The following is a 19,855-nucleotide window of genomic DNA, read 5'->3' on the forward strand; positions in this document are numbered from 1 at the left end:
CTGGCTTCTTGTCGGGATGACAAGATTCGAACTTGCGGCCTCTTCGTCCCGAACGAAGCGCGCTACCGGGCTGCGCTACATCCCGCTTTTGCTCGGGGCCACAAATTAACCACGATTTTCTTAAAAATCCAACTTTTTTTAAGGTAAAAGGCGGAACATTTTACTATATTGAATTCTGCCGGAAGTTACCCGGAGCTGCACCGGTAAACTGTTTGAACTCTTTGATCAGATGGTTCTGGTCGTAGTAGCCATGTTCCAGTGCGATGGCCATAAAATCCGCCGGTTGGGGATGCAGCAGTGGCAGGCATGCCTGCACAAAACGATGCTGCCGCAGGAATACTTTGGGCGAGAGACCGGTGTAGAAGCGGAAGTTACGCTCCAGCCATTTGTAGTTAACGCCCAATAACGAGGTCAGTTCCTTCACAGTGACGACTCCCTTACATTGACAGATATACGAAAACGCGGCTTCCAGCAAACCGTTATGCCCTGGCTGTTCCGGCAGTTGCGTAGCGGCCCATGCCTCCGCGGCTTTTATTTTCCCAGGCAGATCAGGAGCCGCTGTTACCTGTTGCAGGAGGGTAGTGCCATCGCGCCCCAGCATGTCCGGCAGGCTCCAGGCGGAGCCTTGTTGTAAACGTCCGGGCAATAGCGGCCAGCGTTGATAAAAAAGCACGGGGTTGAACCGGATGATGAGCAACTCGCCATACGGCTGTTGCAGTTGCAGTGTCGTCTTTTCCAGGTACTGGCTGCTGATCCAGGCGCCGGTGAGGGTGACGGTACAGTTACCAGTGATGAAAGTGACCCGGTCATCCGGATGCGGCAGGAAAGCGATGGCCGGCATCCCGTCGCTGACAGCCAGGCATCCTTCCTGCAGCCGGCTGGCGGGCAGTACATAAAAACCGGTGATCAGCCGCGACAGCGTAGCGGCCGGCCGGATCATCTCCAGGCTTTGCATGTATTGGAACAGCGTCACGGGCATATCACAAATGTACAGGCACAGGTGCGGCTGGAGAAATAAATTAATGTCTAATATTTACTACACGGCTATGGAAGGTCGCTGCATTTTTGTGGTCAAAAACATGATACTTCCTATTATCGCTTACGGGCATACGGTATTGCGTACGACCTGTACGGACATACCGGCGGACTTTGACGGTCTTCCTCAACTGATGGCGGATATGTGGCAAACGCTGGAGTCATCCAGGGGCGTTGGTTTGGCGGCACCGCAGGTCAACCGGCCGCTGCGGCTGTTTATCGTGGAAAGCCAGTCTACTTTTGAGCATCTCGATGAAGATGAACGCCTCACCCTTTTCCCTGATGGCGGCGGTATCCGCGAAACCTTCATCAATCCTGTAATTACGGTGGCATCAGCACAAACCTGGGAAGACGAGGAGGGATGCCTCAGTATCCCTGGCCTGTGGGCGCGGGTGAAACGCCCATGGAGCATCACTATTGAATACCTGGATGCCACGCTGCAACGGCAGGTACGGACTTACACCGGCCTCACGGCCAGGATGGTCCAGCATGAATATGACCACCTGGACGGCCGCCTTTATTTCGATCACCTGCCGCCGTTACAGAAAAAGCTGCTGGCGGGTAAACTGGAAAAGGTGCGTAAAGGCCACTACAGGGCCGCCTACCCGATGAAATAAATCGTACCTTGCCGGTATGAAAATGAGCCAATATCTGCGGCAGGGGAAGTCCGAGAACTATCAGGATGCGGAAGAGAAAGGTCTGCTGAAAGCGGGTGACGTGGCGCGCCTGCTGACGAAAAAATTCAAGGAGAAAATATCGGCAGCGGAACTGACACCTTTTGCTTCGGAATGGCATCATGCCGGGGTGTTTAAATCCGGTAGCTCCCTCAAAGGAAAACGGATCTACTTTTTTTCACCGGCGGCTATTGAAAAGATAACGCCGGAGCAGGTCCTGGCCGGCCGTCAACAACCGGTAAAGGATACACGCGCGGTGAAAGGATGGTACCCGCAGTATTTTCGTATGACCGACCCCGTGAGCCGGCGTACTTACAATAAACGTTTTGTGGGCATCTACGAAGGACCAGCACATAAAGCTCCCAAAGGCTTTAAAGCGTTGCCGGAAGAGACGTTTAAAAAAGCCGTGCAACAGAAGGGAAAAGAGCTGAAAGCTGGGGAGGACCCTGTCTTTTAAGCCTGTATCTCTGCTTTTATCTGACGGTAGCCTGCGGTAAAAACGCCTGCGGGCGAGTAGCGTTCTATGCGGTCAAGGATTTCCAGGAAAGGTCCCTTTCTGAAAAAAGGGCGGTCCAGCTTCAATTTACGGTCGCCATAACGGATGGTTAACTGCACTTCACTGTAACGTCCTACACGCGCCATATCTATGCTGGTTATATCTGCCCAGTGAAAATGATGCGGCCGCAAGCCCCCGGTAAACGCCACCTCCTGTGGACTAAGAACAAGCTTCAGCCGCGTATAGGTGTACATGGACCACGCCAGGAAAAAGAAGGCGAAGCTCACGAAAATGATGTTCTGTCCTTTGATCTGCGTGAATTCCACATAAATAATGAAGACACCCATACACAACATAAACACGGCGCCAACATAACAAAAGCCCCGAAACCAGTCCGGAATGGTAAATGTTTCCTGCATATAACGAATATATTACTTTCGCGCATGCTTTGTCGTTTTGCGCGAAAAAACGTATATTAAATACCGAAATACGCCATGGTATGAAAAGTTTGCCAACACTTCCGCTGGTCGCAGACCAGCCCCGCTTCAGCCTACTGGACCCGGTGCGGAACAGGATTGAACTGATCATTTTTTGCAGTGTTTTCAGTTTTTGCTTCATGTATATTTTCCTGCCCTTTAATATCAATATGTGGTATGAAGGACAGCATCTGCACCTGGTGGTGTTCTTCGGTATATTTACCGGTTGCGGGATACTGGGGCTCACCATTTCGCAATTCCTGCTGGCAGGCTGGAAGATACGCCGCAGGCTCACCAACGCTACCTATCTTTTCTGGCTGCTGGGCGAAATTGTATTGGTGGCATCTATTGTTACCATGGTAGACGTGCTGCTGACCGATACTTTTTTCTTCACCTGGAGCGAGTTTATCAACACCCTGCGGTATACCGCACTGATTATGCCCCTGCCATATATGATCTCCCTGCTCTGGTTTTTCTCCCGGGAGAAATATAAGCAGTTGAAATCACTGGAAAACAGGGTGTCACAAACACCGGTACCACCTGCCCCGGTGGTGAGCATACCAACGCCTCAGCCGGTGCCTGTGCCGGACAGCTGCCTGCAAATCAAAGATGAACAGGGAAAGACAGTCCTGTCGGTACATCCGGCCAAACTACTCATGATCAAAGCGGAAGATAATTATGTACAGGTGTTTTACCGCAACGGTACTACCATCAGCAAAGAACTGGTGAGGGTGCCCCTCAAAAAAATGGAAGTACAACTGACGGCCAACGGCTTCGCCCGGGCGCATCGTTCCTATCTGGTCAACCTGTCTAAAGTGGTACTTTTTAAGAAAAATTCAAAAGGCTGCTTTTTACATATCGAAGGAATGGAAGATACCCCCGTTCCCGTATCCGGAACTTACCTGCCGGTATTTCAGTCAGCCTTCGGCTGATGATATACCGCATACCGAAAGCGAGTCCTCTATAATCACGAAATATCAAAATAACAGCATATCGAAATGGCAAAATAATCAACAGCCTGTCCCTCAATCGTCATCAAATATCGACATCTCAAAATAACCCAATTCGTAAATCTAATTTTCACCCCATATGTGCCTGATTTCGCCCCAAACCCGCCGCCGTGGGCATGTTGCCACGGGTGTTTTTGGTAATATCGCCTTTGTCAACCTGTCTAAATTCCACCCTGATGTTCAAAGTCTTATTATCAACCATTATTTGTCTGATGGGTTTTATCCATCTGTCGCAGGCCCAGATCACGGTCTCGGGCAACGTGCGCAATGCGGACACCAAAGAGGTGGTCCCCGCCGTATCAGTGACCATGAAAGGAGCGCCTAACGGCGACTATACCAATGATCAGGGAAACTTCCGCTTTTCTGCAAAGAAACAGTATCCCGTTACCCTGTTTTTTTCATCCCTTGGATTTGAAACCAAAGAGGTGACCGTCAGTAGTGCCGGTACACTGAAAATAGAGCTCACCCCCGTGTCTGTACTGGGACGCGAAGTGGTGGTCTCTGCCAGCCGCTTTACCCAAAAGAAAATTGAATCCCCCGTCACCATCGAAAGAATCAGCACCAAAGAAATCATCAACTCCCCCCAGCCCAGTTATTTTAATATGATACAGGGCCTCAAAGGAGTAGATGTCACTACCTCCAGCCTCACCTTCACCACCATCACTACACGCGGTTTTAATACCAGCGGTAACACCAATTTCACCCAGATCGTAGACGGGATGGACAACCAGGCCCCCGGCCTCAACTTCCCGCTCGGCACGGCTATCGGCCTCACTGAACTGGATGTGGACAACCTCGAAGTGCTCTCCGGCGCCTCTTCCGCCCTCTACGGCTCCCGCGGCCTCAACGGCACCCTCGTCATGACCGGCAAAGACCCGTTCAAATACCAGGGCCTCAGCGCCCAGATCACCCAGGGCGTGAACCACGTCAGTAAAGGCAAATCCAATGATCCTTTTGGACCATCACCTTATTACGACTGGACCGTCCGCTGGGCTAAAAAAGTGAACGACAAATTTGCTTTTAAGATCAACGTGCAGTACATACAGGCTAAAGAATGGATGGCCACCGATACCACCAATACCAATGGTCCCGGCGGCCCGCTCACCGACCCCAAATACAACGGGGTGAATATGTATGGCAGTAAAACAACGGTAGACATTAATCCGTTCCTGCAGGCAGCTCTCCAACAAACGCCGGAACTGGGGCCTCTCATCAACCCGCTGCTGGAAAAAGGCAGCAACTATGTGGCCCGCACCGGTTACCCGGAATACGGCTACCTGAGCAACGACGCCAAATTATTGAAGGCCAACGTAGAGCTGCGCTACAAAATCCGGCCACGGCTGGAAGCCATTATTTCCGGCACCTTTGGTAAAGGCAATGCGGTATACAGCAACGACACCCGCTATGCCCTTACCAACTTCGAGCTGGGCCAGTACCGCGCGGAACTGAAAGCGGAACACTGGTTCCTGAGAGGCTACACCACCCGCGAAAACTCCGGTAACACCATTATCGCCAGTCCTACAGCACAACTGATCAACGAAGCCTGGAAGCCCAGCTTCAACCCGGCTACCAGCGACGGCTGGTACCCGCAATACACCGGCGCACTATTGGAAGCGATGGCCGGTGGTAAGAGCTACCTCGACGCAAGCAACATCGCCCGCGCTTTTGCTGACCAGGGCCGCCCGGATGCGTCCAGCCCCCTGTTCCAACACCTGAAAGACAGTATCTCCGCCCTGCCCACTTCCAAAGGAGGCACCCTGTTCCTCGACAAAAGCAAACTGTATAATGTAGAGGCACAGTATAATTTTACCCACCTCGTGAAATTCGCGGAACTGATTGCAGGCCTCAACTACCGCCTGTACCGCCTCGATTCCAAAGGCACCCTGTTCCCCGACAACGACGGTCCTATCGATGTGGCAGAATACAGCGCTTATGTGCATGCTACCAAAAAAGTGCTGAAAGATAAACTGAGCCTGAGCGCAGCTTTCCGTTATGATAAAAACACCCTCTTTGAAAAGCCACGCATCACCACCAGGGCATCGGCTGTAGCAGAGGTCAACCGTGAAAGCTTTATCCGTTTCTCTTACCAGAACGCCTATAGTTTCCCGTCTAATATTCAGGCGCTGCAAAGCACCCCGGTAGATTATAACAGCTTCGCCTCCGGCGGCTCTTCCAGGTTGCTCAATGGCGTGTACCAGTTCGACCGCTACCCGGCCTATACCCTGGAAAGCGTTACCAAATACCAGCAGAGCAACAACCCGGCAGACCTGCAAAAGTTCGCGCTCAACGATATCAAACCACAATCCGTTGATGCCTTCGAGTTAGGTTATTCCTCCCTGATCGCTAAATGCGTGCTGATAGATGTGCTGGGCTACTACGCCACCTGGAAAAATTTCATCGGCTATGTGAACGTGGCCAATACGCCCGGTACCGACAATCCTACAGCATTTAAGGACCACAGCACCTATATGGCCTATAACATCGCCTACAACGGCGCAGAGAAAGTGAATACCTATGGTTACGCCGCCAGCGTCGCTGTGGACATGACACACAACTTTATGGGGAAAGTCAATTTCTCATCTGACTTCCTAAAAAACAGGAACAACAGCCAGGTCAACAATTTTAATACACCTAACTATAAATTCAATATCGATTTTGGCAATACCGGTTTTGGCAGCAAAGAGCGTTTTGCTTTCAGCACAACTTTCCGTTACCGTCCGGGTTATTTCTATCAGATAGGGTTCGCTGCCGGTAACGTGCCAGCTTCCGCCGTGATAGACGCGCAGATAAGCTACCGCCTGTTGCAGGCACATTGCAGGGTTAAACTGGGCGGTACCAATATCACCAATGTGTATTACCGTAACGGCTTTGGCAGTCCGGCCATCGGCGCTATGTACTATGCCAGCTTTGCATACAACGTATTTTAATCATTTATAAAAATGGAAATCAGATGAAACGATACAACAGATATCCTATCCTGGCCCTCGCCCTGGCAGGCCTGCTGATGGCATGCCACTCGTCGCAGGAAGACAAGGACGGTTACAAAACCAAACTCACCTTCGGCCCCGGCGATGAAACCAAAATAGCCGAAGCTTTCCTGACCCTCAAAGACAGCAGCAGCATCTTCCTCAAAGAAGGGACTTATAAGTTTGATAACCTGAGCATCGCACAGGTGAAACATATCCGCATAGAAGGCGCCGGTCCGGATAAAACGGTGCTGGACTTCTCCTCCCAAAGCCAGGGTGGTGAAGGTATCCGCGTGACAGACGTGAACGGATTTTCCATTCACGGCATGACACTGAAAGACTCCAAAGGAGATCTCATCAAAATAAATAAAAGTCAGAAGGTGGTCATCACCTACCTGAACGCCATATGGTCTGTGTCAGATTCCACCAGCGGCGGTTACGCCATCTATCCGGTGATGTGTAAAAATGTACTGATAGAAAACTGTTACGCACAGGGTGCTTCCGATGCGGGCATCTACGTAGGACAGACCGACAGTGCTGTTGTACGCAACTGCAAGGCCTACAAAAACGTGGCTGGCTGTGAAATAGAAAACACTTCCAACGCACAGGTGTATGACAATGACTTCTATGGGAACACGGCCGGCTTCCTCATTTTTGACCTGCCCGACCTGTCCCAGCGCGGCGGACATGTGAAGGCCTACAACAATCATTTTCACGACAACAACGAACGCAATTTTGCCAAGGCAGGCAGTTTCGGATCTACCTGGGGCGTGGGGAACGCTGCTCCCGGCAGTGGAGTGGTGATATTATCGGCCTCCGATATTGAACTGTACAACAACCGTATCATCAACAATAATTCCAGCGCTATCTCCGTAGTGTCCGGGTTTTTTATTGATCCCAATGCGGGAGCTAAAATGAATGATCACTATGACCCTATACCTAAGAACATTCGCATCCATGACAATGAAATGCAGGTGGGCGACAGCTTTCCACCAGCTGTCTATGAGCACCATACCGGCAAAATATTGGTGGGGCTCGAACAACAGTTGAACGCGCAGGACCCTGCCCGTAAGAATGCCCGCCTGCCTTTCATTACCTACGACGGTATCACCAGCAATGTGCTCACAAAAGGTACCGCCGCCAACCCCGATTCCATCTGCATCAGCCAAAAACAACCTAACCTGTTTGTGAATGTGCGTGCACTACAAATGGGGACTAAAGAATGGCGTCCTGATACAGATGTGACACCGTTTTTGTGTAAGTAAAAGTTTGATTTTTTGATTTTCGATTTTTTGATTTTCGGATGTCGCTCACCAATATTTGTTTTTAATTTTTTAGCGAGATGAGGAAGCCTTGTTTGCTGTTATTGATGTTTGTTTCACTGCTGGCATGGCTCAACAGCTGCCAGCAGAAACCTGCCGGGCAGGAGAATACCGGTTTTCAGTTTAAAGCAAAACTGTCTGATTATGGATTTTTTACCGGCGATCTGAAAACACTGACGCCCCGCAAAGGAGTGGTGCATTATGAGTTGTCAACGCCGCTGTTTACCGACTACGCAGTGAAAGACCGTTTTGTCGTGCTGCCGGAAGGAAAAACGGCGAAATATACAACCCATGGCGCGCTGGATTTCCCGGATTCCACTTTTATCATCAAAAATTTCGCGTATACCAGTCCGGAACACAAGAAAGTAATGATAGAAACCCGGCTGCTGTTTAAAGATCCGGCAGACAAAGGCTGGAAAGTGATGAACTACCTCTGGAACGATCAACAGACAGACGCCGTGAAGTGGATACTGGGCAAAAAAATTCCGATCACCCTGCTGGACGATAACGGAGAGAAAATTTCCACTACGTACCAGATGCCCAATACCAATGACTGTAAACGTTGCCATATCAACAACAGTGTGCTGACACCTATCGGCCCGAAGGCACGTAACCTCAATTTTACATTGGTAGGACAAGCGTCTAATCAGCTGCAACAGTGGGCTTCCGCTGGTCTGCTGCAGGGACTGCCGGCATTGAAGGACGTACCGCAGTTGCCTGACTGGAAAGACAGTGCGCATTATTCCGTTGACCAGCGTGCAAGGGCCTACCTCGATGTTAACTGCGCCCATTGCCACACCAAAGGCGGCGATGCGTTTAATACGGGCCTGTTCCTGGAGTATGAGCAGACCGGCCATGACCAACTCGGTATCATGAAACAACCAGTATCGGCCGGCGGCGGCGCCGGAGGACTGGATTATGACGTGATCCCCGGTGATCCGGTGCACTCCATACTGGTGCATCGCATGAACAGCACCGAACCAGGTACCGCTATGCCGGAACTGGCACGCACCGTGATCCACAAGGAGGGCGTAGCGCTGATACGCCAGTGGGTGGCAAAAATGCCGCTTTAGATTAACAGCTGCATATCTCCATACCATCGCAAATAGAAGAGGCCGGCCGATTTGGTCGGCCTCTGTTGTTAATACGCTTTGGGAAAATGGTAATGTCGTAGCCCCAGGGCTTTAGCCCTGGGATGGCGAGCATCAATTCCCAATCATCAATCGCTCATCAATTCGCAATTCCAATTCGTGATTATCATCCCCATTCAAATCCCAGGGCTGATGCCTTGGGCTACGTTGTTTTTCAAGGTCTTTCGATGCATAAGAAAAAAGTATTGGTTTAGGGTTTATTTTACGGCGGTTGGCAGGGAGATACGTATAGGATATACGAAGGATAGGTGAAGGATAAGAGAATGATACCACTTCAAAATAATGTAAATCAATGGATTGTAAATATTTGAAAAATAATAATATCTCAAAAGCTGGTGGTATTTTATCTTAATTTCTTGTTTTTTCTTTATGCTCTTTGTTCTCTTTACAACCTCTGCGAGACTCCTTTGCGCCTTTGCTGCTTTGCGAGAACCTTTTGCGCCTTTGCAAGAACTCCTTAGTTTTACGGGGAACAATGATCGAAGCTACATGAATAGCGTGCCATCAGAAATTGTCATATGTGAGCGCTTGGCGGCGGGGGACGGGGATGCATTTACCTGGCTGTACGAACATTATCAACCAAAACTGTACCTTTTTGTCTTCCCGTTGACGGGTTTTTCCAGGCAGGACACCGACGAGGTGGTCCAGGATATTTTTGTAAAACTATGGCTGAGAAAAGAAACACTGGTCACGGTGCAGTCGCTGCAGGCCTACCTTTTTATGATGGCCAAAAACCGGCTGTATGACCTCCGCATGGCGGCTGCCCGGCAATCCAAAGCCCGCGACGTGTTGTTACAGCAACAGGAGGAAGCGCACTCGGATGTACAGGAAAAAGTACAGTTCAACGAATACCATGAAATTGCCCGCAGGGCTATCGACGGACTGACGCCGCAGCGCCGCCGTATCTTTATGCTCCGCAATGAAGGCGGCCTCTCGCTCGATGATATCGCCATGGAGTTGAATATCTCCAAGTTTGCCGTAAAAAAACAATTGTATGAGGCGGTACGGGATGTAAAGACTTACCTGAAAAAACATGCCGGTCTGGATGCAGTTATGCTGACCCTCATTTTCACCTCTCTGAAATAATTTCTCAAAAAAATATTTTCTTTCAGGTGTCCTTTCCGGATTCCTGTCAGTCTTATTATTAACAGCATTATGGAACAGGAACAAATCTCAGCCTTACTGGAGAAATTTGCCGGCGGCAATACACTGACGGAGCAGGAGCAACAGGCCTTATCGCAATACCTGTCGTCCTTGCCGGATGAGCAGTACCGGGCATTGATGGACGGTTACGAGCAGGTGGTGCTACAGGCGCCGGTGGCCCCGGAGCCGGACAGGCAGCTGCTGGCGCAGGTCCGTGAAAGGATAGCGGCGCTGGAAACGGAGCCACAGCCGGTAGTGCGCTGGTGGCGGTATGCCGCGGCAGCCGCGGTGCTGGTGGGGGTACTGTCTGCCGGATGGTATTTCCTGGACCAGCGGAACAAGGCTGCGGATACAGCGATAGAGGCAGACCAGCTGGCCCGGCACGATATCGCGCCGGGAGGCAACAAGGCGGTGCTCACACTGGCCAATGGCCATACCATCGTACTGGACGATGCAGAGAACGGAACGATCGGTCAACAAGGCGCTGTGAAAGTCATTAAACTCAATAACGGCCAGCTGGCCTATGCCGGAGAGGATGCTGCCGCTGCCGGGAAAATACTGTACAACACCATCGTTACGCCAAGGGGCGGCCAGTACCAGGTGGTATTGCCCGATGGCAGCAAGGTGTGGCTCAATGCCGCTTCCTCCCTGCGTTTCCCGGTTACCTTCCGGAACGACAGCCGGGAGGTGGAACTTAATGGGGAAGCTTATTTTGAAATTGCCAGTATCACAGCGCCATCAAAAGGCGGCGGTACACATAAACGCCCTTTCCGCGTGAAAACAGGTGATATGGCCGTGGATGTGCTGGGCACCCATTTTAATATTGCCGGCTACAGCGATGAACAAACCATCAAAACCACCCTCACCGAAGGTTCGGTGAAACTGGTGAAAGGTAATGCCAATACAGTGATCCGCCCAGGCGATCAAGGTATTCTGTCTAACAACGCGCAGGCATTTACCGTAGTGCCGGCCAATGTGGAGGAAGTACTGGCCTGGAAAAACGGGTATTTCTTTTTCGATAAGGCAGATATACAAACCGTTATGCGGCAGGTGGCCCGCTGGTACGATGTAGAGGTGGCCTATGAAGGTACGCCTACTGCCCGCGAATTTGTGGGCACTATCAGCCGGCAGGAAAAACTGTCGAAAGTGCTGCGCCTGCTGGAGTTAAGTCATGTGCATTTTAGAGTGGAAGGAAGGAAAATTATAGTCGTCTCGTAATAAAAAAACATCAACCAAAACCGGCAGTTATGAACAAAAGTCCGTGAACAATGAACTGCCCGGAAATAAAAAACCAGGAGCGTTTCGACCCGCCCCTGGTGGACTATTGCCGGGAGATTATCAACCAATGTTTCCGCTAAGATCAATCGATTATTTAATTCCCTAACACAACAAATGTATGCATTCCCTTCGTTATGCAAAAGCTTCGCCACCAAAGGGGCTTTTATCAAGTAAAAGTCTGCTTATTATGAAATTGACTGTACTGCTACTGGTGGCTTTTTTACAAGTTAATGCCATCGGCTATTCCCAGGCAATCAGCCTGTCGGGAAAGAAAATGCCACTGGAGAAAGTCTTCAGGGCCATCGAGCACCAAAGCAATTACCGGTTCTTTTATGATTACCGGGAATTGAAAACATCATCGGCCATAGATGCCGATTTCAGCAAAGCTACTGTTCAGGAAGTGCTCACCGCCTGCCTGAAAGGCCAGCCCTTTACCTTCACGATCGAAGACAAAATGATCGTTATCTCCCGGAAGCCGGCAACACCGGCTACTCCGGTTGTCAACGCGGTTGTGCCTGCAGACATCCGTGGCACGGTGAAAGATGAACAGGGCAACCCCATCCCCGGCGTATCTGTCGGCGTAGTAGGCACGGCCCGTGGTATTATCACCGATGCCAAAGGTGCTTTTGTGATCAGGGCCACTGCCGGCGAAACGCTGAAATTCACGATCCTGGGCTATAAGCCGTATACGGTGCAGGTAGGGGAGGGCACTACGCTCAACGTGGTATTGCACCCCGAAGCCAGCGCCATCAGCGAAGTAGTGGTAGTGGGTTATGGTACCCAGAAAAAATCACAACTCATCGGATCAGTATCGCAGATCAACGCGGAGAAAGTCAATAACAGGACAGTGCCACAACTGTCCAACGCCCTTACCGGCCAGATGCCCGGCGTAACGGTGATACAGCGCTCCGGCAGGCCCGGCGCGGCTGGCGGCGAAATACAGGTGCGTGGCGTGGGTTCTTTCGGTGCAGGCCCTGGTGCGCTCATCCTCGTGGATGGGATGCCGGTCAACTCCTTCAATGATGTAAACCCCAACGATGTGGAAGCGGTATCTGTGCTGAAAGATGCTTCTTCGGCCGCTATCTACGGCGCCCGGGCGGCCAACGGCGTGATACTCATTACCACCAAATCGGGTAGCGCCATCGGTAAACTCAAACTGAACTATAACGGTTACGTAGGTACGCAGAAACCAACGGCACTGCCGCAGTCTGTCAACTCATGGGAGTATGCACAAGCCATGAACGAAGCGGTGCCCGGCTCTTATTCGCCAGCGGAGATACAACAGTTTAAAGACGGCAGCAATCCGGACAACTATCCCAACTCCAATTTCTACAAAGATTTCTTTAAACCATACGGTATACAAACAGGCCATAACATTTCCCTGGCCAATGGTAACCAGGTCAGCCAGTACCAGCTGTCTTTCGGGTATATACGGCAGAACGGTATCGTGGAAAGGAACAACTACGACCGCTACAACGTGCGCCTGAACATGCTCACCAATATCACCCGCAAACTGAAGCTGACGACCCGTATTGCGTCTTCCCTGTCTACCACGAATGAACCGGCGCCTCCCGCAACATTGGATTACAACAACATGCTCGATATGATAGGGCAGGTGGTACGTTACGCGCCGATATATCCTGTTCGCATGAGCAATGGCGACTGGGGCGTGGGCATCAATGGTAAAGGCACACCGGTGTCCAATCTGGAAAGTGAATCTTTTTATAAAGAAAAAGGTATTGACCTGAATGGCAACCTGCGGCTGGACTGGAACGTGATAGAAGGCCTCAAGCTCTCTGCTGTAGGCGGCGGTTACATCAACTACGGCGATAACAAACGTTTCCTCGCTACGCAATATCTCAATGCCAATACCATACTAGGTCCGTCCACTTTAAACCAGGGTACGCGCAACTCCAATTACAAAACCATGCAGGCGTTGGCGGAATACAATAAACGGTTCAATAAACACAGTTTTACACTGTTGGCCGGTTATTCCTTTGAAGAATTTGTGGTAGACTCTGTGAGTGCTTTCCGCAGAAACTTCCCCGGTAATTCACTGACGTCTATTAACCTGGGATCGGCTGACGGTCAGACCAATGATGGCGGCGCTGCTTCCTGGGCTTTGTCTTCCTTCTTTGGCCGCCTGCAATACAACTTCAATAGCAAATATTTTGCAGAAGGCGTGCTGCGTTATGATGGCTCCTCCCGTTTCCCTGCCACCAAAAAATATGCGTTCTTCCCCGCGATGGCAGTCGGTTGGCGGATTTCAGAAGAGCCATTTATGAAAAACAATATTAAATGGGTAGATGAACTGAAAATAAAGGCTTCCCGTGGTACGCTGGGTAACCAGAACATTGCTAACTACGGCTGGCAGAACATCCTCAACACTGGTACCAGGTATAACTACAGCTTCGGTGATCAGGTAGCTACCGGCGTGATGTTGGTGAACCTGGCAGATCCTACGCTCCGTTGGGAGTCTACCCGTTCTACCGATTTGGGTGTGGACTTTACCTTGTTGCACGGATTGCTCACCGGTAGTGCTACTTATTTCGATAAATATACGTACGATATCCTCGTAAGCCCGGCCGGCAGCGTATCCAGCGTACTGGGCTTTACCGTGGGGGTAAAGAATTCCGGCAGACTGAAAAATACTGGTTGGGAGTTTACCCTGGGGCATCATCATACCGTGGGTAAATTCAGTTATAACATTGATGGTAATTTCAGCATCATCAACAACAAAGTACTGGATGTGGGCGTAGGTAACGTGGTACAGCCCAATGGGCTGGTAGGTAATGCTAATACGCCGTTGTTTATCGGTTATCCGGTGAATGCTTATTATGGATATGTGGCTGACGGATTGTTTGTAGATGCCGCTGACGGAGCTTCCTGGGCAGATCAGTCGGCACTGGGTTCCCAGAAGAAGCCGGGCGATATCCGATACAAAGATATCAGCGGCCCTGATGGCAAACCAGATGGTAAGATCACGCCGGCGTATGACCGGGTGGTGCTTGGCAGCCGTATCCCGCGGTATACTTTCGGTCTGAACCTCGGTGGCAAATACCGCAATTTTGATCTCAATGTGCTGATGCAGGGCGTGACCGGTGTGAAAGGTTACCTGGAGGGCTACGCCGGTATTGCGTTGAACAATACCGCTACTGTACAACGCTGGCAGTTTGACGAACGCTGGACACCGGAAAACCCGGACCGTAACGCCAAATATCCGCGCATGGAGCTGGTGCCCAATACCGGTACCGGTAATACCGTTGCGTCTTCCTACTGGATGCTGAATGGTTCCTATCTCCGTATCAAAAACATACAGCTCGGCTATACGCTGGCCCCGGCTGTTACACGGCGTATAGGCATCGACGGACTACGTGTGAGCCTGGCCGCAGAGAATTTGTTTACGTTCAGCCGTTACCGTAAGGGATGGGACCCGGAAGTCAATACCGGCGGTGCCTACTATCCCATTTTGCGTAACTATACGTTGGGTGTAAATGTTAGTTTCTAAATCTTCAAACGACTGAAAAATGCGAGTACATTACAGATATATAATAGCCGCCTGCCTGTTGTTAACGCTGGGCAGCGGTTGCAGCAAAAAGCTGGATAAAGCGCCACTGTCGCAGTTCTCCAATGAGAGCTTCTGGAAATCCGAGGGCGACGCCATGCTGGCGCTGGCAGCGGTATACCGGGGTAATATCGCCGGCGGCACTGAAACTACTATGTCCGACTGGTGGTCCTATTATGGGCTGTTGCTGCTGGACATGTCTACCGATAATCTCTATGACCGCCGCGGTGACAATTCTGATGTGAGCAAACTAACCAACGGCGGTCTCACAACCACTAACGGTCAGGTAGCTATCTACTGGACCTCGGGTTATACCCGCATCGCCCGCTGTAACTACTTCCTGGAGAACGTCAACCGGGTACCGGCATCTCCCGAAAAAATCAAAAGAATGACAGCAGAAGTCCGTTTTATCAGGGCTGCCATCTTCTTTTATTTCTCCCAGTATTTTGGCAGTGTGCCGCTCACTACCAAAACCATGACGGTGGAGGAGGCGAATTCCGTGAAAAAAGCCACCAAACAACAGCTCGTTGATTTTGTAACAGCCGAGCTGACAGCTGCAATAGCCGATCTGCCAAGGTTTAAAGACATCGCTGCCACCGAAAGAGGCCGCGCCAGCAAACAGGCTGCACTGGCATTCCTGGGCCGCCTGCAACTGGCTGAGAAAAAATACAGCGATGCTGCAGCAACCTACAAAACCATCATCGATTACAACGACAATCTCATCGATCCGAACTATAAAAGCCTTTTCGATGGTACCAACGAAACCAGCAAAGAGTTGGTCTTCGCTATCCAGTACGTCCCTAACTTAGTCCCCAACGGGATGTTGCAACATTTCTTCCCGGCCATCAACAGCGGATGGCACCTGCTAAATCCGCTGGGCAGCCTCGTGGAAAGTTATGAGTTCAGGGATGGCACGCCTTTTTCGTTTACAGATGCCCGTTATAATCCAAAGGATATCGGCCAGAACCGCGATCCGCGGCTGACGTACACGGTACTCTATAATATGCAGACGTTCAACGGCCGCCCTTATATCTCTCATCCGGATTCCACCAAATCGGTAGATCAGCTCACGCTGACCCGTCAGGCTACGCGTACCGGCTATTGCATCCGCAAGTTCCTGCCGGATAATTTCTCCGGCGACTTACAGAATTCGGGCATCGATGTGCCGGTGGTCCGTTATGCGGAAGTGCTGCTCAGCTACCTCGAAGCAAAACTGGAGGGCGGTGAGCCCATCGATCAGGCCCTGCTGGACGCTACCATCAACCAGGTGAGAGGTCGTGCTGCTGTAGGCATGCCAAGGGTAACGACCACCGATGCGGTGGCGCTGCGCGTGGTCCTGCGCCGCGAACGTAGAAATGAACTAGCTTGCGAAGGGCTTCGTTATTGGGACCTGCTCCGCTGGGGGACTATCGCACAGGTGATGAATGGTGATTTTTATGGGGCGCCTTTCCCGGGAGCAGTAAATTTGCGCAAGAAAGGCTCCAGTGTAGATCCTTACAGCCGCTGGTTCGTAACGACCAAAGCTTTCCGCGCCGGTACCGATGAAAAATGGCCGGTGCCGCAAAGCGAACAGGACATAAATCCTAATCTGAGATAATATGCATTACGTGAAAAAATTACTCTTTACCGCCGTCCTCACGGGCGTGGCCCATGTGGCGGTAAAAGGCCAGCAGAAAGGACAACAGCCCAATGTGATCATCATCTATGCAGATGACCTGGGATATGGGGATATCAGCTGCAACGGCGCCGCTCGTGTGAAAACGCCGCATATCGATCAATTGGCATCGGAAGGGATACGTTTTACCAACGGCCACGCGACGGCTGCTACGTGTACTCCTTCCCGTTATTCCATCCTCACCGGTGAATATGCCTGGCGTAAAAAGGGGACCAATATACTCCCCGGCAACGCGGCGCTGATTGTGCCAACAGACCGCACCACGCTGGGCAAAGTGTTCCAGCGCTCCGGCTATCGTACGGCCTGCATCGGTAAGTGGCACCTCGGACTGGGCACACAGGGAGAACCGGACTGGAACGGGGAAATCAAACCCGGTCCGCTGGAAACAGGCTTCGATTATGCGTTCTTTTTCCCCGCTACGGCCGACAGGGTGCCTACGGTATATGTAGAAAACCACCGCGTGGTGGCCCTCGATCCGAAAGATACCATCCAGGTCAACTACCAGCATAAGATCGGCAACGAGCCTACCGGCAAGGAAAACTCGGAGCTGCTCAAAATGCATTCTACCCCCGGACAAGGACATAATCAGACCATCGTGAACGGCATCGGCCGCATCGGCTGGATGACCGGCGGTCAACGGGCCCGCTGGACAGACGAATCACTGGCCGGCGACTTTGTGAACCAGGCGCAGCACTTCATCGAAGAACACCGCCGTCAGCCTTTCTTCCTTTACCTGGCGCTCAGCGATATCCATGTGCCACGCATGCCGGACACCCGCTTCAAAGGAAAAAGTGAACTGGGCTACCGCGGCGACGTGATCATGCAACTGGACTGGTCAGTAGGAGAGATCATGAAAACGCTCGATTACCTCGGCATCGCTAAAAATACCATTATTGTTTTCAGCAGCGACAACGGCCCCGTGCTGGATGACGGTTATCTCGACGGCGCTGTGGCCCAACAAAACGGCCACCAGCCGGCCGGCGCCATGCGCGGCGGCAAATACAGCATCCTCGAAGGCGGCACCCGCGTACCTTTCATCGTTCGTTGGCCCGGCACCGTGAAACCTGGTGTTTCCGGTGCGCTGGTAAGTCAGGTCGATCTGTTGGCTTCTTTTGCAGCCATGCTCCGCCAGCCGTTGCCCGAGAGTGATGCACCGGACAGCTGGAACATACTGAGCACTTTGCTCGGAAAATCACAACAAGGCCGCAGCAGTTTTGTGGAGCAAGCCAATACAATGGCGCTCATCAAAGGCGACTGGAAATACATCGCGCCACAGCGCGGGCCTAAACTGTTCGAGGCGGTGAATATTGAATCCGGACTGGATACTATTCCCCAGCTGTACAACCTGAAAAACGATCTGGGAGAAAAGAACAACATGGCTGCCGCACATCCTGACATGGTGAAAGAAATGTCCTCCATGCTGGAAACGATCAGGAGCAGTGGCCGCAGCCGCTAAAAAACATCGCCCATGAAGCAGTATTTGTTATGTCTGAGTGCTTTCCTCGTCACTGTCACCGCTTCGGCACAGTCGGGGAAAGCGCCCCGGCCCAACGTGATCTTTATCTATACCGATGATATGGGCCGCGGTATGTTGTCCGGCTACGGTCAACAGATCGTGAAAACACCCAACATCGATTTCCTGGCACGTGGCGGTATGCGGTTTGACAACATCTATGGCAGCATGTATTGTGCGCCTGCCAGGGCCAGTATGCTCACGGGTTACAGCGATGTGAGAAAAGGGAAGTTTACACTCAACCGCGCCGGTATCTATATTAACTATCTCCAGGGCAAACTTACCCTGCCGGAAGTAGATGAGCGCCTCGCGCTCTTTGAACAGTCGGAACATCCGGGAATGGTGCTGCCACAGGTGTTTAAGAAAGCCGGTTATGTGACCGGCGAAATCGGTAAACTGGAATGGGGCTTCGCCACATCACGCAAGCAGATGACCGCCCACGGGTGGGACTATTATTATGGCTACCTCGATCACCGCATGTGCCACGGTTTCTACCCGATGGTCATGTTTGAAAACGGGGAACCGGTGCGCATCGCCGGCAATACGCGGCCAGACTCATACCCCGACAGCGCAGCCTTGCTGAACGGCAAAGAAAAGCCGCAGTATGCCGAAAACCTGTTCATGGATAAAGCCCGGCAGTTTATTGTCGGCAATAAAGACAAACCCTTCTTCCTGTATTACCCGACCAACCTGCCACACGGACCGGTATCCGTACCCGCCATTGATCCTGCATTTGCGCACAATGATCAGTTGACGGAACGCCAGAAGATGTACGCTTCCATGGTGAAAATGGTGGACGATAACGTGGGGACCTTTATTCACCTGATAGATTCATTGGGCCTTACGAAGAATACCCTGATCATCTTCGGGTCTGATAACGGTCATTGGTTATATTATGAAGGCAAACAGCGGCGCATTGATAATATTACCACACGCTTTTTCAGCGATGATGGTGCGGATATCTTTAACGGTAACAGTGGTCTGGCGGGTCTGAAGGAGACCAACTGGGAAGGCGGTGTAAGGGTGCCGTTTATCTGCTATTGGCCTGGCAAGGTGCCGGCTGGAACGGTAAACCGCAACCTGGTAGCTGGTTACGACCTGTTGAGCACGATGGCTGACCTGCTGCAGGTGCGCGTGCCCGATCAGAAAGATGGCCGTTCTTATCTGCCGTCTATGCTGGGAAAGAAGGCTGTGCCCCGTGATAAAGTGGTGTTCTCCTCGTTTATGGGCCCGGCACTGGTCACCCGTGACGGCTGGAAGCTTCGCACCTATCTGCTGGACAATAAAAATATCTTCCAGTTATATCATCTGCCAACAGATAACCGGGAGACAAAAGACCTATCCGCGCAATACCCTCAAAAAGTGGATTCGCTCAAACGGGTGCTGACAAAGGCCTGCGACGGGCAATTGCAGAACGGGATATTCTATTTCAACCGGCTGCCGGCCACGGCGCTATAGCATTTAGGGATTTTTTGATTTACGATTTTTTGATTTCATAGATCGACAGTAGCGAAGACCAAAGCGGGTAATAGAACCGCTTTGGTCTTCGCT

The 19,855-nt window shown here is 51.4% G+C and carries 14 protein-coding genes and 1 tRNA gene; 12 read left to right on the forward strand and 3 right to left on the reverse strand.

The features are described from left to right. Positions 1-11: 11 nt before the first annotated feature. Positions 12-85 (reverse strand) — tRNA-Pro (locus tag HHL17_RS13350). Between the two features lie 78 nt (positions 86-163). Beyond that, positions 164-979 carry an AraC family transcriptional regulator gene (locus HHL17_RS13355; RefSeq protein WP_169225206.1) on the reverse strand — a complete coding sequence of 272 codons (816 nt, stop codon included), beginning with the start codon at positions 977-979 and terminating at the stop codon, positions 164-166. Positions 980-1,079: 100 nt separating this feature from the next. On the opposite strand from HHL17_RS13355, the gene def reads away from it, so the two are divergent. Both def and HHL17_RS13365 read left to right on the forward strand, forming a co-directional pair. Next, positions 1,080-1,652 (forward strand): peptide deformylase, encoded by a 573-nt coding sequence (def, locus tag HHL17_RS13360; RefSeq protein ID WP_169225207.1) that lies wholly within the window; start codon positions 1,080-1,082, stop codon positions 1,650-1,652. A 16-nt stretch (positions 1,653-1,668) separates the two neighbouring features. Beyond that, complete coding sequence (locus HHL17_RS13365) at positions 1,669-2,166, forward strand: hypothetical protein (protein ID WP_169225208.1); 498 nt, start codon at positions 1,669-1,671, stop codon at positions 2,164-2,166. Here HHL17_RS13365 and HHL17_RS13370 read toward each other — a convergent pair. Beyond that, positions 2,163-2,624 carry a hypothetical protein gene (locus tag HHL17_RS13370; protein ID WP_169225209.1) on the reverse strand — a complete coding sequence of 154 codons (462 nt, stop codon included), beginning with the start codon at positions 2,622-2,624 and terminating at the stop codon, positions 2,163-2,165. The genes HHL17_RS13365 and HHL17_RS13370 overlap by 4 nt on opposite strands. Before the next feature lie 80 nt (positions 2,625-2,704). Here HHL17_RS13370 and HHL17_RS13375 point away from each other — a divergent pair, with 80 nt between their 5' ends. The 10 genes from HHL17_RS13375 to HHL17_RS13420 all read left to right on the forward strand — a co-directional run bounded on the left by HHL17_RS13375 (position 2,705) and on the right by HHL17_RS13420 (position 19,762). Further along, positions 2,705-3,613, forward strand: coding sequence for a LytR/AlgR family response regulator transcription factor (locus HHL17_RS13375; protein ID WP_169225210.1), 909 nt, complete (start codon positions 2,705-2,707; stop codon positions 3,611-3,613). A 254-nt stretch (positions 3,614-3,867) separates the two neighbouring features. Next, positions 3,868-6,618, forward strand: a complete 2,751-nt coding sequence (locus tag HHL17_RS13380) for a TonB-dependent receptor (protein WP_169225211.1) — start codon at positions 3,868-3,870, stop codon at positions 6,616-6,618. Between the two features lie 23 nt (positions 6,619-6,641). Continuing rightward, positions 6,642-7,922 (forward strand): parallel beta-helix domain-containing protein, encoded by a 1,281-nt coding sequence (locus HHL17_RS13385; protein WP_169225212.1) that lies wholly within the window; start codon positions 6,642-6,644, stop codon positions 7,920-7,922. A 77-nt stretch (positions 7,923-7,999) separates the two neighbouring features. Continuing rightward, complete coding sequence (locus HHL17_RS13390; RefSeq protein WP_169225213.1) at positions 8,000-9,052, forward strand: SO2930 family diheme c-type cytochrome; 1,053 nt, start codon at positions 8,000-8,002, stop codon at positions 9,050-9,052. Positions 9,053-9,658: 606 nt separating this feature from the next. Further along, positions 9,659-10,216: an RNA polymerase sigma factor gene (locus tag HHL17_RS13395; RefSeq protein ID WP_169225214.1), complete on the forward strand. Its 558-nt coding sequence runs from the start codon at positions 9,659-9,661 to the stop codon at positions 10,214-10,216. Between the two features lie 69 nt (positions 10,217-10,285). Continuing rightward, positions 10,286-11,491, forward strand: a complete 1,206-nt coding sequence (locus HHL17_RS13400; RefSeq protein WP_169225215.1) for a FecR family protein — start codon at positions 10,286-10,288, stop codon at positions 11,489-11,491. A gap of 247 nt (positions 11,492-11,738) precedes the next feature. Next, the gene (locus HHL17_RS13405; RefSeq protein WP_240975215.1) at positions 11,739-15,059 is read left to right on the forward strand and encodes a TonB-dependent receptor; all 3,321 of its coding nucleotides are present in this window, start codon (positions 11,739-11,741) and stop codon (positions 15,057-15,059) included. Positions 15,060-15,078: 19 nt separating this feature from the next. Continuing rightward, positions 15,079-16,713, forward strand: coding sequence for a RagB/SusD family nutrient uptake outer membrane protein (locus HHL17_RS13410; protein ID WP_169225216.1), 1,635 nt, complete (start codon positions 15,079-15,081; stop codon positions 16,711-16,713). A gap of 10 nt (positions 16,714-16,723) precedes the next feature. Continuing rightward, a complete protein-coding gene (locus tag HHL17_RS13415; protein ID WP_317166554.1) occupies positions 16,724-18,247 on the forward strand; it encodes a sulfatase family protein in 1,524 nt (507 codons plus the stop codon). A gap of 12 nt (positions 18,248-18,259) precedes the next feature. Beyond that, positions 18,260-19,762 carry a sulfatase-like hydrolase/transferase gene (locus HHL17_RS13420; RefSeq protein ID WP_169225218.1) on the forward strand — a complete coding sequence of 501 codons (1,503 nt, stop codon included), beginning with the start codon at positions 18,260-18,262 and terminating at the stop codon, positions 19,760-19,762. The last annotated feature ends 93 nt before the right edge of the window (positions 19,763-19,855 follow it).

Source organism: Chitinophaga fulva (genome assembly GCF_012927205.1).
Taxonomy (GTDB): Bacteria; Bacteroidota; Bacteroidia; order Chitinophagales; family Chitinophagaceae; genus Chitinophaga; species Chitinophaga fulva.